Here is a 14,085-nt window from a genome sequence, read left to right as displayed (position 1 = left end):
CATCTATACTCTGGGCATGACACCAGCCATCACCAGTCCGATTTCTCAGCAACAGGTTCACCAGTGGCACAGCGCATTTCTGCAACTGAATCAGGCGCGGCTGGAATGTACCCGCAGTCTGATGAGCAGCCGCCAGCAGATCGTCCTCGATGTGCTGCCGCTGCTGCTGCATCTTAATCACCAGCAACTTCCCGGTTTTATCGATCATCAGGTGCCTTGCGGCATTGCTCATTACAATGCCAGTGCGCAGCAGCTGCAAAGCCTGCAGAGCATTGCCCGCGGTGTGCAGCCGCCTCGCGGATTCAGTAACCGCCAGATAACCGGTTTGTATTTAATGGGCAGCGTCGGCTCACTGGCTCAGGCGCGCTCCAGTGATCTGGATGTCTGGCTGTGCTACGACGAGAGTCTGGATAATGGTCAGCTGGCGGCGCTGGCTAAAAAATGCCAGCTGATAGAACGCTGGGCAGAAAGTCAGAATGTTGAACTGCATTTTTTCCTGATGAATCTGAGCGATTTCCGCCGTGGTCAAAGCCAGTCAGCGCAGGGTGAAGACTGCGGCAGCACCCAGCATTTATTGCTGCTGGATGAGTTCTATCGCAGTACCTTATGGCTGGCCGGTTGTCAGCCACGCTGGTGGTTAATTCCCAATAACGAAGAACGTAATGCCGAGGCATTCTGGCAGGGGCTGGTTCACCATCATCGGGTAAATGCTGACCACTGGCTGGATTTTGGTGCGATTCCCAGTATTCCTCCGGCGGAGTTTGTCGGTGCCGGTTTGTGGCAGCTGAATAAGGGGCTGAGTGACCCGTATAAATCGTTGCTGAAATTGCTGCTGACCCGCCATTACGCCAGTCAGTATCCACGCATCCGGCCTTTGTGCTGGGATCTGAAAGATCAGGTGCATCGGGGCCTGGTGGATGTTGAAAGTAACGATGCCTACCTGTTGATGCTGACGCGCCTGACGGCCCAACTGCAGAGCGAAGGCAGTGATGTGCGCATTCAGCTGGCGCGGCGGGCGTTTTATTACAAAGCCAAATTACCCATGTCGGAACTGAGTACGACCCAGCAGAACAGCTGGCGTGCCAGTGTGATGCGTCAATTGTGTAACAGCTGGGGTTGGAACGAGCACGATTTTTACGAACTGGATCAGCGCCCGCAATGGTCGCCGGTGCGTATTGCGCGCGAACGAAATGCATTAATCAGTGAGATGCTCAGCAGCTATCGTTTTCTTGCCGGGTTCAGTCAGAAATACGCGCCACGGTTGCATATCAGTAAGGGCGATCTGCAGGTGCTGGGCAACCGTTTGTACGCCGCCTTTGATACCCGGCCGGGAAAAATCATCAGCATTAACCCCGGTATTTCCCCCTCGTTAGGGCAGGAAAAACTGTCGCTGAATCTGCATAAAAACGTTTGGCAGTTAATCCCCGGCCAGTTTCGTCGTAACGAGGCTGATCCGACGGCGGCTGCCGATCGCGAACAGGTATTGAAACAATCCCCGAGTCTGGTTGAACTGTTGTGCTTTGCCCGGATGAATGACCTGCTGCAAAGCCATACCCGCATAGCGCTGTACCCGCAGCATAATCCGCTCAGTACTTACGAATTAAAAGAGGTGTTGCAGGCGGTGCGGGCACTGCAGCCTTACGCGCCGCAGGTGGAAGATTTCCGTCACCCGTCGCGGCCGCTGCAATGGCATCTGCTGGTCAATGTCGGGGTTGATCCGCAACATCAGTTGAGTCGTCGCGGTATGCAGAAAATCAGCAACCGTGACGATGCGCTCGGCTACAGTGCCGCGCGTGAAAACCTGATTCATACCATTGATCTGGTCAGTATTAACAGTTGGGGTGAATGGCTGGTCGAGCGCTTCAGTGGTGAAGCCGCCATGCTGCAGTGCCTGCAACAGATGCTGCAATATCTGCCGCAAACCAAACACTTTGACTGGCCAGCGATGAATATCCAATGCCACTGCGCCACCCGTGCCAGTGCCATCCGTATCCGCGTGGAACAATTGCTGGACGATGTACTCAGGCATTTCAGCGATCAGCCACGTTCTCCCTATCTGATCGAAGCGGCCGAAACCTATTACCTGCTGGAAAACAGCCGTGACGGCGTGCAGCTGCGCATCGCCGATTCCCCGATGAAATTACTGGCGTTATTGCAGCGTCCGCTGAGCCAGTTTACGCCCTATATCCTCGATCGTGCGGCGTTGCATTCCAGCCCGTTAAGGCTGATTTTCGAGCAAAGCCGCAGCGGATTATGGCAGCTGTTTTATTGGCGCAAAGATGAGCGTCTGTACTTTTATTTTCTTGACGAAAAAGGTGCCTTACTGCATCAGCAATGGCCGGACAGCACAAACAGCAGCCAGTGGTTACTGCCGCTGGTGCGTTTTCTGCGCCAGTTGGATCAGCGCTGGCAACAGCAGAGCGGGCGTACGCAGCCACGCAAACTGATGCTGTTTGAATTACGTCGTAAAGCTCAGAGTTACGAATTTGAAATGGTGCGCCGTCGGTTGCCGGAATTGTCAGCGCAAAGTGCCAGTATCGATTTACGCGCGGTGCTGGATGCACAACAACAACCGACGCTGTATTGCAATAATCTGGAATTCAGCCCCTGGCAGTTCGGCTCCGATCTGTACCGCGAGGTGGCAGCCGAAGTGCGCAAACTGCGCAGCCGCCATGAAGATTATCCCCTCTGCCTGAGTGATGTGCTGGTGCCCGACAGCCTTAGCATTATCGAACATCTGCAGGTTAAGCAGCGCCTGGAAAGCCGCTTAAATCAGGCCATGGCCGACAATAATCCCTGAACAGGCTAAGCGTTTAGCAGCCGCAGACAGTGTGCGTTAATCCCCGTATAATGCCGCCAAATTCCGGAGATTCCCGATGATGCGACTGCGCCCCATTGTTTTCATCTTACTGTCCCTGCTGCTGTCAGCCGGACTGTCTGCCTGTGGACAAAAAGGCCCGCTGTATCTGCCGGAGGATGCTCCTGCCACCGCAGATTCTATGGAAAAGTAATCCTCACCATGCCGATGTTTACCTATCAGAATGGCGTGTTGCACGCCGAACAGGTTTCTCTTGCCGCACTGGCCAGCCAGCACGGTACACCGCTGTACGTGTATTCCCGTACCGCTCTGGAACAACATTTCAACGCTTACACCAAAGCTCTGGGCGAATGGCCGCATCTGGTGTGCTACGCGGTTAAAGCCAACTCCAACCTGGCGGTACTGAACGTGCTGGCGCAGCAGGGTGCCGGTTTCGACATCGTCAGCCTGGGCGAACTGGAGCGTGTACTGGCGGCAGGCGGAGACCCGAAAAAAATCGTCTTCTCCGGTGTGGGCAAACAGGCCCATGAAATGGCGCGTGCGCTGGAAGTGGGCGTTTACTGCTTTAACGTTGAGTCCGAAGCTGAGCTGGAGCGTCTGAGTGCCGTTGCCACTGAGCGCGGTCAGGTGGCGCACGTTTCCCTGCGGGTGAATCCGGATGTTGATGCCCAGACGCACCCTTATATTTCTACCGGTCTGAAAGACAACAAGTTCGGTGTCGATATCAACGAAGCGCCGCGTGTGTACGCCAAAGCGGCCAGCCTGCCGGGCCTGGAAGTGAAAGGTGTGGATTGCCATATCGGCAGTCAGCTGACCGAAATCCGTCCGTTCCTCGATGCGCTGGATCGCCTGTTAGTGCTGATCGACACGCTGGCAGAGCAGGGCATTATCATTGAACACCTCGATCTGGGCGGCGGTCTGGGCGTGCAGTACCGTGACGAAACACCAGCCAGCGCCGAAGAATACATTGCGGCGGTTAAAGCCCGCCTGGGTGAGCGCCGCTTCAAACTGATTTTTGAGCCGGGCCGTTCTGTGGCGGCCAATGCCGGTGTATTCCTCACCCGCGTTGAATACCTGAAGCTGAACGACCACAAAAACTTTGCCATCATTGACGGTGCGATGAACGACCTCATTCGCCCGGCGCTGTACAGTGCCTGGCAGGACATCAAGCCGGTGGTCGAGAACAGCGATGCGCCGCTGCGTACTTACGATCTGGTGGGTCCGGTGTGTGAAACCGGCGATTTCCTCGGTAAAAACCGCGATTTAGCACTGAGTGAAGGCGATCTGCTGGCGGTAATGTCGGCCGGTGCCTACGGTTTTGTGATGGCGTCCAACTACAACACCCGTGGCCGCGCGGCAGAAATTATGGTCGATGGTACGCAGGCTCACGTCGTACGTGAGCGCGAAACCATCGCCAGCCTGTACGCTGGTGAATCTGTCCTGCCGGCTAACTGAGCGAATACAACTATGTGGTTAAAGTTCAGCAAAATGCACGGTCTCGGAAATGACTTTATGGTGATCGACCTGGTCACCCAGAGTGGTCATATCCGTCCGGATCGCGTGCGTGAACTGGCCGACCGGAATTTCGGCATTGGTTTCGATCAGCTGTTAATTGTCGAACAACCGGGTAAGGCGGATGTGGATTTCCGTTACCGTATTTTTAATGCCGACGGCAGCGAAGTGGAAAACTGTGGTAACGGTGCCCGTTGTTTTGCCCGCTTTGTCTACGATCAGCACCTGACCGGCAAACGCGATATCCGTGTGGAAACTGCCAGTGGCATTATGGAACTGCACCTGACCGACGATCGTCAGGTAGTGGTCGATATGGGCAAGCCGGTACTCGAACCGGCGCAGATTCCGTTTATCGCCGATGGCTTTGCACCTGAATATCAGGTGAACATTGAAGGCATTGGCGAGGTCGCCCTGGGGGCGGTATCGATGGGTAATCCGCATGCGGTACTGCGTGTGGAGGATATCGACAATGCGCCGGTTGAGCAGTGGGGACCACTGATCGAACCGCACCGTCTGTTTCCGCGCAAAGTGAACGTCGGCTTTATGCAGGTGCTGGACGAACACCATATCCGCCTGCGCGTCTACGAACGTGGGGCCGGCGAAACCCTTGCCTGTGGAACCGGTGCCTGTGCGGCGGTCGTCTCCGGTCAGCTGCGTGGCTGGCTGAAGCCAGGTGTGACGGTGTCATTGCCTGGTGGCGATTTGTTTATAGAATGGGATGGTCAGTCAAATGTACATATGACGGGCCCGGCGGTGACGGTTTTTGAAGGCCGGATTAACATTTAAGCTGAATTAAAGGATCAGGAATGAGCCAGCTACCCCGCTTAACCGATGCCGACGTGATGCAGTACCTGCAGGATCACCCGGATTTCTTTATCGGCAAAGACGATTTACTGGCCGACCTGCGGGTGCCGCACAATGCCGGTACCGCCACCAGTCTGGTAGAGCGTCAGCTGTCGGTACACCGTCAGCGCAATGTCGAGCTGCGTCAGCGCCTGTCTGACCTGCTGGAAAATGCCCGTCGTAACGATCAGCTGTTTGAAAAAAGCCGTCGCCTGGTACTGGCGTTGGTAGAAGCCGATAACTGGCTGGCGGTGCAGGCCGCACTGGATGATTCCCTGCGCAAAGATTTCGGCGTTGATGCCTGGGCGCTGCTGCACTTTACCGAACGCAATCTCGATGCGCCGCTGGTGGCGATCCGCAATGCCGACACCCAGCGCAGCATTCATCGCTTGTTTAAAGGGCATCGCGCGCTTTGTGGTCAGCTGGGTGCCGAAGACATTGCCCGCCTGTTGGGTATTGATACGACCGATTCCCGCTCAGTGGCTGCGGCGCAGATCCGTGGTCAGGGTAACAGCGGTATTCTGACCGTCGCCAGCGCAGACCCCGGCTACTATCGCAGCTCAATGGATACGCTGTTCCTCGATTACATCGCCGACATTCTCGCCCTGCGTCTGCCACAGATTCCGGTGGCCTGAGTTTGGCGTTACGTCTGCTGACCCTCGACCTCGACAACACCCTGTGGGAAACCGATCCGGTGATTGTCGCGGCCGAACGTAAAACCCACGCCTGGATCAGTGAACATTGCCCGCAGGCGGCCTCCTTTTATAGCCTGGAAGCACTGCGCGAATACCGTAATCAGATTGCTGAGTGTTATCCCCAGCTGCGTTTTCAGGTGTCCCGGCTGCGTGAAGAAGTGCTGCGCCGGGTCTTTATGCAAAGTGGTGTGGAGCGGGAACGGGCAGCGGCGCTTGCGGCTGAAGCCTTTCAGGTATTTTACCGTGCACGCAGCGAAGTCACGTTGTTTGAAGGCGCCGCTGAGGCACTGCAACAGCTGGCGGCTGAGTATCCGTTAATCGCGCTGACTAACGGCAACGCCGATCTTGAGTTGATTGGTATTAACACTTTGTTTCGTGCGCATTTCAGCGCCGAGCAATTGGGTGCGCCGAAACCGCAGCCGGATTTATTCCAGGCGGCGCTGCAAAAAGCCGACGTGCACGCGCATGAGTGCATTCATATCGGTGATCATCAGGAACAGGATATTGTGGCGGCGGCGCGCCTGGGCATCAAAACGATTTGGGTAAACTTAAGCGATGCGGCGTGGGCCGAAACGGAGGTTCAGCCCGATCAGGAAATTACTCATTTATCGCAATTGCCGGCTGCGGTTGCGGCTCTGGCTGGGCGGATGTCAGACTGATTTTTTCGATAAAAGCACCGGCAACAATATCCTGCTCCGGCATGCCTAACGCCACTTCCAGATGATCCAGTGGCGGCAAGGGCTCGTTATAAATGGCCAGCCAGTCAGCGGCCAGATCCGCCGTTACACTTTCCCAACTTTCCGCTTTGCTGCCACGACCTGTGGCGACGATCAGATATTCAAAATCGGATAATGCTTCTGTTTCTCCGCGCTCGCGGCTGCTGTCCCAGACATAATGAAGAATGCGCTCTGGCCAGTCATCGGTATCCTGCAGGTACACCGAAACCCGGACTAACGGTCCGGCATCAACAAAGTTATCGACGCTCCAGCGCCAGCTTAATTGCGGCTGCGCTGGCTGCTCTTTAACGCTGCGTTGCAAGGCCAGATGTTCGCGGCTTTCGAGGCGTACAACATCGCCAACCATAACGTCATATTGCGCTTCCAGATGGCAGTCATCGCAATCGACAGACCACTGCGCTAATTCCGTGGCGGAAAATAACGTTTGTGCCTGCGCTTGTTGCGCACCGGAAAAAAACCAGAAGAGAGTAACCACTACCAGAGCAATGGCTGCGGGAATTGCATGCATACGACGCCGGGACTTTTTGGAATAAGTGTACATAATTCTGGCTTCCTGCCTGAATGTTGGGGCGAGCATACCAGCTAAAAAAACGCAGGTGTGAGTAAATGCAGAGAAATATCGGCCGGGCAGCCTAATCTGGCCCGTAAGTGGCAGACCGGACCCGTCATGCAGTGCCGGGCCGGACTGAGAACAACGCCTGAGCGTTCAGCGTTTCAGCTTAAATAGGGCGGCTGCCATAGCTGGATTGAGGCTTACGCGGGGGATCGGCCATAACATTGTCATCGACCTGCTTAATCTGGCCGCCACGGGCGAGAAACGCCTCAATCTCTGCAGACATGGATTCGCGCACTTTATTGCGTGCCGCCAGCGATGAGTGAGCACTCGCGGCTGCGGCTGCCAGATCTTCGCTGTCATTATTGCTGTCGGAATCTGAGTCAGAATCGTCGTCGCTGTCATTGTCTGTTGACGCTTCCAGCTCGTCGTCGTCATCCATATTGTCATCGTGCATATCCAGTTCTTCTTCAGCCATGTTTTGATCTCCGCTACTGAGGAAAGTGAAGAGGAAAATTTATTTCGCATAACATATAGCCGAGGCTCAGATTTCTGCCAGAGGAAGCAGAAAAAAATTACGAAAAAAATCGCCAAAAGGGCATTTTTCCGACAATTAAGGTTGCTCGGTGAGCAATTCCTGCCAATCCGTTTCGCTGAATTTCTGTTTAATAATCGCTGGCCTGATGGCTACGATGCCTGCTTGGTGTTTCCAGTGGGCTGCGCTAAGGTGCCGTGTCTGTCATTAAGGCTGTTTATGCAACTGCAACCCAAACCCCTGATTCTGAAACTGCTGCTGGCCGCTGACGGGCAGCAGCTCAGTGCTCGCGATGCGATCCGTGCCGGTGCGTTATTTGGTATTGCTGATAATCACATGCGTGTCGCGCTGACCCGGCTGACGGCAGAAGGTCTGATTGAAGCGGCAGCGCGCGGGCAGTATCAGTTAACGCTGAGAGCCTGGACTCTGGCCGGTGAAATTCGCGGCTGGCGTGAGTCAGTGGCGCTGCTGCAGTCCTGGAACGGTAACTGGCTGGCGGTGCACTGTGCCGGTCTTGGGCGCAGCGACCGCAAGCAACTGGCTGTCCGTGAACGGGCGCTGGCGTTGTGTGGTTGTGCAGAGCTGGAACGGGAGCTGTATCTGCGTCCGGATAATCTTGCCGGTGGCAGTGAGGCTCTGCGGGCGCGTCTGTACAAACTGGGGGAAGAGCAGATGGTCTTTCAGCTGTCCGGGCTGGACAGTGACCGTCAGCAACGGGCTGTCGCTCTGTGGGACTGTGCGGCGCTGAATGCGCGCTATCAGCAGCAAACCCTGCTTTTACAGGAGTGGCTGCAGCGGGTGCCGCAGCTGCCGCTGGAACAGGCGGCGCGGGAAGCGTTTCTGTTGGGCGATGAAGCGATCCGGCAGATGGTGTTTGATCCCTTATTACCGGCCGAGCTGATTGATGCCGACGCGCGGGCTGCCTACCTTAATGTGTTGCTGGAGTATGACCGGGTCGGTCACGATATCTGGCATGCCCTCTATCAGCAGAGCAACGGTTCGCACGCTTGATGCTGAATATTACAAAAATAAAATAAATATGTTTTTTAACGTAGTGTTTTGTGAGTAGTATGGCGGAATAATAATTCCTGCGGTTGTGCGAGGGCTTATGTCTGCATCCAATGATGATCTGCTGCGCCAGCAACGCAGCCCGAAAGTCACCGATTTTCTGTCCCGTGAAGAGATTCGCGCGCTGACCCGGCGTTCCGACTGGCGCGGCGGCTGGGCGATTGCCTCCACCTGGCTGATCATCGCCGCCAGCTTTGCCCTGGCCGGCTGGGCTCTGCAGCAACCCTGGTATCTGTTATTGCCCGGTGTGTTACTGGCCCTGATGATTCTGGGCGGACGTCAGCTGGCGCTGGCCATTCTGGCCCATGAAGCCAGCCACAACACCCTGTTTAACAGCCGCTTCGGCAATAACCAGCTAAGCGACTGGTTGTGCGCGCGGCCGATCAGTCTGGATCTGTACCGTTACCGCAGCCATCACATGCGTCATCACAGCTTTACCGGCCGTGACGGCGATCCGGATTTGTCGCTGGTACGTGGACTGCCGACCAGTAAAGTCTCAATGCTGCGTAAGTTTGCCCGTGACCTCAGCGGCCTGACCGGGCTGAAATATCTGGCCGGGGTGGCCCTGATGAATGCCGGTCTGCTGAAATGGACGGTCGCCAACGATGTGCAATGGTTGCCACGCGAAGGCCGCAGCCTGTTCAGCTATATGGGGGAATTTATGCGCAACAGTACGCCGTCACTGCTGGTGAATGCTCTGCTGTTTCTGCTGCTGTGGGGCGCAGGCTGGCCGCAGCTGTATCTGCTGTGGGTGGCAGCCTGGCTGATCCCTTATCCGCTGTTTATCCGTATCCGCGCGATGGCTGAGCACGCCATGACCGAGGGCAGTGATAACCCGCTGCGCAATACCCGCACAACCTGTGCCGGTTGGCTGGCACGCAGTTTTGTTGCACCGGTGCGGGTGAATTTTCATATCGAGCATCATTTGATGGCATCGGTACCCTACTACCGTTTACCGCAACTGCACGGTCTGCTGCGCCAGCGTGGTCTGGTGCAGAAGCCGCCGGGTTATGCGGATGTGATCCGTCTGGTGTCCTCCGCGGGTTAAGCGGTGGGTAAATTCCGGGCAAAAAAAAGCCGCATTCAACGATGCGGCTTTTTTATGTTCTGACGTATTAACGTCCTGACATGTACTTAATCGCGGCCAGGATTTCATCGTCGGAACAGTTTACGCAGTTACCTTTAGGTGGCATTGCGTTCAGACCATTCAGTGCATTTTTCAGAGTGGCATCCATCCCTTTCGCCAGACGCGCATCCCAGGCAGCTGTATCGCCAGTCTTTGGAGCACCCAGAACGCCCATGCTGTGACAGGCAGTACAGGCTGAAGCGTATACTTGCTCACCAGAGCGTGGCTCCGCCGGTGCAACCGCCGCACCACCACATTCAGCGCCAACACATACCGTACCAACCGGCTTGATGCGTTCAGCGATTTTGTCGTTCTGGGCGTCAGTTGCAGCGTGGGCTTGTGCCATCAGCAGAGTGGCAGCAGCCAGGATCAGTGCTTTCAGTTGTTTCACGGAAGAGTCCTCTTATAGGGCCTGGTACGCAGAAGTAACAGTAACCCGGGGGTAATAAATTCTTCAGTCAAGGCGCGAACACTGTGGTTTCACGGCTTACCGTTATTGAAATCGCGGGGATTATAGCGGCATTTTGTAGGGGTTTAAATTAAAACTCCGATTGCCTGACGGAAAAACGATCCAGCGCAAAAAACGGACTCAGCCGCAGAGTGTGGTCGCCACGCTTCGTTTGCCGTGGCTGATGCACACCCTTTAACCTGTCTGTTCTGCCCTTGGGCCTGATTGTTGAGTGTAGACAGGCTTTTGATTCGGGCCCGTTTTCCCCATTAACGTCGTCGTTCGTCATTCATTCAGCCCGCTACCTATCTGCGCGGAGCGATGGGCGCGAAGCCCACAGGGTCAGGAATATGGGGGTTCCTGACAATACTGCTTCCCACTCCTTATTCTGGGAAAAACTGGCTCTCAGCAGGCCGATTCAATTAGTGTTAACAGGCCCTAAGAAAAGTGAAAGGAAGAATTGATGAAACGCCGTGATCTGCTTGCCCTCAGTGTGTCTCTTTGTACCGGCCTGCTGCTGCCTGCGGGCGCGCGCGCCGAGACCGGGTTTGAGCGTTACCAGCGCCTGCAACGTGAAGGTGCTGCCTCCATTCAGCAGGAATGGATACAGTACCGTCAGGCGTATCTGGCGGCGTATAAGGATTACCAGAACCGCCTCGGCCGGGTATGGAGTCGTCCGGAGCTGTCCGATAAAAAAGTCTGGGTGGAATACGATAACCGCCTGCAGACCCGCCGTGTGGTCGACTTTGAGCACAATGAAGTCCGCCTGTCGTTTACCGGTGACGATGCCGCGCGGCTGAGCGAAGCCCGCATCCGTGCCGAGTTCGAAAAAGTCGTGCAGGCCAGCATTCGCCAGTCTTATCAACAGGACCCATTGCTGAATAAAGTGGCGGGCAGCCAGCCGCCATCCAGTTCGCAGGGGGTCAGTGGTATTCGCCAGGCGGATATCGACGCCTTGCTGCGCCAGGCCAAACAACAGCAGCAGAACACCAGCAAAGGCAAGGTGATTACGGTCACCATCCCGCTACAGGCCAACGCTTTACCGGCGCGGGCGCACAGTTATCTGCCGTTGGTGCAGAGTGCCGCGACCAAATGGCAGATTTCACCGGCGCTGGTGATGGCCATTATGCAGACCGAATCCGCGTTTAACCCGATGGCGCAGAGCCATGTGCCGGCTTTTGGCCTGATGCAGATTGTGCCCGGCAGTGCCGGACGTGATGCCACCAAAAAGGTGTATGGCAAAGAGCGTCTGCTGAGCGGTGCCGAGCTGTTTAAGCCGCAGACCAATATCGAGCTGGGTTGTGCCTACCTGCACATTCTTGATCGCCAGTATCTGAATGCGGTGACAGACCCACAGAGTCGCCTGTATTGCGTGATCGCCGCCTATAACACCGGGGCCGGTAATGTCGCCCGCGCGTTCAGTGGCAACACCTCGGTTAAAGATGCCGCGCGCCGCATTAATGCCATGAGTCCGAAGCAGGTCTATGCCCATCTGCGCACACAACTGAAGTATGAAGAGACGCGTAATTACGTACAGAAGGTTACCGCTGCGCTGGCGCAGTATCAGGGCCAGTAGGTTGGCGCACCGGGCGCAGGTAGGCGTCGATAATCTGCTGCCAGCGACCACTGGCCCGCAGTTTTTTGAGGCCACGGTTAAAGTCATCACGCCATTGCTCGCGGGTAAAGGCCACCTGATAAGGCGTTGGCGGAAACAGCATAAAAAACTGTACCGCCGCTTTGACATCCACTTGCCGCTCCTGCTGGCGGTAATATTCAAAGATATTAATGTCCATCACAATGGTGTCGATACGACCGCTGAATAACATGGCTACCTGAATATTCTGCTGGGCAATTTCACGGTATTGAGGGTGTTGCTGTGCCATCTGCTGATAAGTCTGTGGCAGATAATGGCTGGCATTCTGAAAGGCAATCAGTGAGTAATTCAGCAGGTCGCTGAATTGCTGAATGGTCAGGTGGCGTTGCGCCAGTGCAATCACGCTATTGTGGTATTCAATGTGTTCGTCAGAAAAATACGCCGCCGTCAGCTCGGTGGCGGTAGACACGGTCATGGCGGCATCGGCGTTACCCTGACTCAGGCTTTCCGGAACGCGGGCAAAAGGCACATACAGTGGTTGCAGCTGATGGCCACCGAGTGCCAGTGCTTCGCGCACGATGTCCAGTTCCATTCCCCGGTTTTCAGCCGATATCACATACGGCGGCAGTGCCAGTCCGACCGCCATGCGGATGGTGTCGGCATGGCTGCTTAGTGTCATGGCTAGCAACGGCAGCAGCAGCAACAGGCGGACAAGCAGAAATGGAGGCACAGGTTTTTCCGCTGAACAGAATCTCCTGACTATAGCCCAGGCAGGCCATAACGCCGGATTGCCCGTGTTACAATGCGGGCTTTTATGGCCTGAGAATCTGACCATGGCATTCGCCGATCTGGGTATTACCGAACCGCTTCTTTCCACCCTCACCAGCCTGGGGTATACGCAGCCAACGGCGGTGCAGCAGGGTGCTGTTCCGGCGGTGCTGGCCGGGCGCGATGTGCTGGCCGGAGCGCAGACCGGTACCGGTAAAACCGCCGCGTTTTTGTTGCCACAGATTCAGCGTCTGCTGGCGCAGGAACCCGCCCTAAGCAAACAGCCGCAGCTGTTGGTCATCGCGCCGACCCGTGAGTTGGCGCAACAGGTGGCCGACAGCAGCGTACGTTACAGTCAGGGCACGCGTTTGCGCACCGGCGTGGCTTATGGCGGCGTCAGCCTGAAGGTGCAGATTGATGCGCTGGCGCAGGGGCTGGATATTCTGGTAGCAACGCCTGGGCGTCTGCTGGATTTGCTGCGTCAGGAAGCACTGAGCTTGTCAGCGGTAAAAACCCTGGTACTGGACGAAGCCGACCGTATGCTCGATCTGGGGTTTAGTGATGAAATCGTCGCCATTCTGCGCGCGTTGCCAAAAGAGCGGCAGACGCTGTTTTTCTCCGCCACCTTTCCCAAAACGGTAAAAGATCTGGCGTACGGTATGCTCAATGATCCGCTGCTGGTGGAAGTGACGCCACAGAACAGCACTGTCGATGCCATTCAGCAGACCCTGTATCAGCTGGATAAAGGTAAAAAAGCCGCCGCGCTGGCATTTATGATCGGCTCCGGTAACTGGCAGCAGGTGCTGGTGTTTGTGCGTACCAAGCAAGGTGCCGATGCCCTGGTCAAAGAACTGGCCCTGGATGGCATTAAAGCCGATGCCCTGCATGGTGATAAAAGTCAGGGCGCCCGTCAGCGAGCGCTGGACGATTTCCGCGAAGGCAAAATCCGCGCGTTAATTGCCACGGATGTAGCCGCGCGCGGCATTGATATTGTTGCCCTCAGTCATGTGGTGAACTTCGAGCTGCCGTTTAATGCCGAAGACTACGTACACCGAATCGGCCGTACCGGGCGGGCAGGCAATGAAGGTCATGCCATCAGCCTGGTGGCGCGTGATGAAGAGAATCTGCTGGCCGATATCGAAGCGCTGATCAAACGGCCGCTGCCGATGGTCTGGCTGACCGGGTTTGAACCCAGCTTTAATGAAGGGCTGGAGCGCAGCGGCAATCCGCGCAAGCAGCGGGCAAAAGCCAAAGCCAAGGCTAAGGCGCAGGCCACTTATGGTATCCGCAAAAAGAAATAGTGTGACGTATGACAGAGTGTCAGGCTTTGCATTGGCCTGACAGGCAGATAGAGTAACTGCCGTAATCAGAGTTCCTAACGAAGGATC

The 14,085-nt window shown here is 55.9% G+C and carries 14 protein-coding genes; 10 read left to right on the top strand and 4 right to left on the bottom strand.

The window, feature by feature from the left end; all coding sequences use genetic code 11:
- Nucleotides 1–16 precede the first annotated feature (16 nt).
- From NYR02_RS08085 to NYR02_RS08060, 6 genes are all read left to right on the top strand, one after another.
- Nucleotides 17–2,800 (top strand): class I adenylate cyclase, encoded by a 2,784-nt coding sequence (locus NYR02_RS08085; RefSeq protein ID WP_260975863.1) that lies wholly within the window; start codon nt 17–19, stop codon nt 2,798–2,800.
- 79 nt (nt 2,801–2,879) lie between these two features.
- Nucleotides 2,880–3,011, top strand: coding sequence for an LPS translocon maturation chaperone LptM (gene lptM, locus NYR02_RS08080; protein WP_260976274.1), 132 nt, complete (start codon nt 2,880–2,882; stop codon nt 3,009–3,011).
- Nucleotides 3,012–3,019: 8 nt separating this feature from the next.
- Nucleotides 3,020–4,273, top strand: coding sequence for a diaminopimelate decarboxylase (gene lysA, locus NYR02_RS08075; RefSeq protein WP_260975862.1), 1,254 nt, complete (start codon nt 3,020–3,022; stop codon nt 4,271–4,273).
- A 12-nt stretch (nt 4,274–4,285) separates the two neighbouring features.
- Complete coding sequence (gene dapF, locus NYR02_RS08070) at nt 4,286–5,116, top strand: diaminopimelate epimerase (protein WP_260975861.1); 831 nt, start codon at nt 4,286–4,288, stop codon at nt 5,114–5,116.
- Nucleotides 5,117–5,136: 20 nt separating this feature from the next.
- Nucleotides 5,137–5,808, top strand: a complete 672-nt coding sequence (locus NYR02_RS08065; protein WP_260975860.1) for a DUF484 family protein — start codon at nt 5,137–5,139, stop codon at nt 5,806–5,808.
- Nucleotides 5,809–5,810: 2 nt separating this feature from the next.
- Entirely contained in the window at nt 5,811–6,527 is a 717-nt protein-coding gene (locus tag NYR02_RS08060; protein WP_260975859.1) for an HAD family hydrolase, read from the top strand.
- On the opposite strand, the gene NYR02_RS08055 is transcribed toward NYR02_RS08060, so the two are convergent.
- Both NYR02_RS08055 and NYR02_RS08050 read right to left on the bottom strand, forming a co-directional pair.
- Nucleotides 6,466–7,146, bottom strand: coding sequence for a DUF3047 domain-containing protein (locus NYR02_RS08055; RefSeq protein WP_260975858.1), 681 nt, complete (start codon nt 7,144–7,146; stop codon nt 6,466–6,468). The genes NYR02_RS08060 and NYR02_RS08055 overlap by 62 nt on opposite strands.
- Nucleotides 7,147–7,324: 178 nt before the next feature.
- Nucleotides 7,325–7,636, bottom strand: a complete 312-nt coding sequence (locus NYR02_RS08050; protein ID WP_260975857.1) for a hypothetical protein — start codon at nt 7,634–7,636, stop codon at nt 7,325–7,327.
- 276 nt (nt 7,637–7,912) lie between these two features.
- On the opposite strand from NYR02_RS08050, the gene NYR02_RS08045 reads away from it, so the two are divergent.
- Both NYR02_RS08045 and NYR02_RS08040 read left to right on the top strand, forming a co-directional pair.
- Nucleotides 7,913–8,704, top strand: a complete 792-nt coding sequence (locus tag NYR02_RS08045) for a PaaX family transcriptional regulator C-terminal domain-containing protein (RefSeq protein ID WP_260975856.1) — start codon at nt 7,913–7,915, stop codon at nt 8,702–8,704.
- Between the two features lie 97 nt (nt 8,705–8,801).
- Nucleotides 8,802–9,809 carry a fatty acid desaturase family protein gene (locus NYR02_RS08040; protein WP_260975855.1) on the top strand — a complete coding sequence of 336 codons (1,008 nt, stop codon included), beginning with the start codon at nt 8,802–8,804 and terminating at the stop codon, nt 9,807–9,809.
- Between the two features lie 67 nt (nt 9,810–9,876).
- Here the strand turns inward: NYR02_RS08040 and NYR02_RS08035 are convergent, their stop codons facing one another.
- The gene (locus NYR02_RS08035; RefSeq protein ID WP_338055939.1) at nt 9,877–10,278 is read right to left on the bottom strand and encodes a c-type cytochrome; all 402 of its coding nucleotides are present in this window, start codon (nt 10,276–10,278) and stop codon (nt 9,877–9,879) included.
- 520 nt (nt 10,279–10,798) lie between these two features.
- Here NYR02_RS08035 and NYR02_RS08030 point away from each other — a divergent pair.
- On the top strand, nt 10,799–11,911 hold the full coding sequence (locus NYR02_RS08030) for a transglycosylase SLT domain-containing protein (protein ID WP_260975854.1): 1,113 nt from the start codon (nt 10,799–10,801) through the stop codon (nt 11,909–11,911).
- Here NYR02_RS08030 and NYR02_RS08025 read toward each other — a convergent pair.
- On the bottom strand, nt 11,877–12,659 hold the full coding sequence (locus NYR02_RS08025) for a substrate-binding periplasmic protein (RefSeq protein WP_260975853.1): 783 nt from the start codon (nt 12,657–12,659) through the stop codon (nt 11,877–11,879). The two genes, NYR02_RS08030 and NYR02_RS08025, sit on opposite strands and share 35 nt — an antisense overlap.
- Nucleotides 12,660–12,762: 103 nt before the next feature.
- On the opposite strand from NYR02_RS08025, the gene NYR02_RS08020 reads away from it, so the two are divergent.
- Nucleotides 12,763–13,998 (top strand): DEAD/DEAH box helicase, encoded by a 1,236-nt coding sequence (locus NYR02_RS08020; protein WP_260975852.1) that lies wholly within the window; start codon nt 12,763–12,765, stop codon nt 13,996–13,998.
- Nucleotides 13,999–14,085 lie beyond the last annotated feature (87 nt).

The organism is Thalassolituus pacificus (assembly GCF_025318105.1).
In the GTDB taxonomy this organism is placed as follows: domain Bacteria; phylum Pseudomonadota; class Gammaproteobacteria; order Pseudomonadales; family Oceanobacteraceae; genus Venatoribacter; species Venatoribacter pacificus.
This window is presented reverse-complemented; position numbering and strand designations above follow the sequence as displayed.

Bases quoted from the DNA above. Each gene is read 5' to 3' on its own strand.
- lysA (WP_260975862.1), top strand. From the start codon at position 3,020: ATGCCGATGTTTACCTATCAGAATGGCGTGTTGCACGCCGAACAGGTT.
- dapF (WP_260975861.1), top strand. From the start codon at position 4,286: ATGTGGTTAAAGTTCAGCAAAATGCACGGTCTCGGAAATGACTTTATG.
- NYR02_RS08045 (WP_260975856.1), top strand. From the start codon at position 7,913: ATGCAACTGCAACCCAAACCCCTGATTCTGAAACTGCTGCTGGCCGCT.
- NYR02_RS08050 (WP_260975857.1), bottom strand. From the start codon at position 7,636: ATGGCTGAAGAAGAACTGGATATGCACGATGACAATATGGATGACGAC.
- NYR02_RS08040 (WP_260975855.1), top strand. From the start codon at position 8,802: ATGTCTGCATCCAATGATGATCTGCTGCGCCAGCAACGCAGCCCGAAA.
- NYR02_RS08085 (WP_260975863.1), top strand. From the start codon at position 17: ATGACACCAGCCATCACCAGTCCGATTTCTCAGCAACAGGTTCACCAG.
- NYR02_RS08065 (WP_260975860.1), top strand. From the start codon at position 5,137: ATGAGCCAGCTACCCCGCTTAACCGATGCCGACGTGATGCAGTACCTG.
- lptM (WP_260976274.1), top strand. From the start codon at position 2,880: ATGCGACTGCGCCCCATTGTTTTCATCTTACTGTCCCTGCTGCTGTCA.
- NYR02_RS08055 (WP_260975858.1), bottom strand. From the start codon at position 7,146: ATGTACACTTATTCCAAAAAGTCCCGGCGTCGTATGCATGCAATTCCC.
- NYR02_RS08020 (WP_260975852.1), top strand. From the start codon at position 12,763: ATGGCATTCGCCGATCTGGGTATTACCGAACCGCTTCTTTCCACCCTC.
- NYR02_RS08030 (WP_260975854.1), top strand. From the start codon at position 10,799: ATGAAACGCCGTGATCTGCTTGCCCTCAGTGTGTCTCTTTGTACCGGC.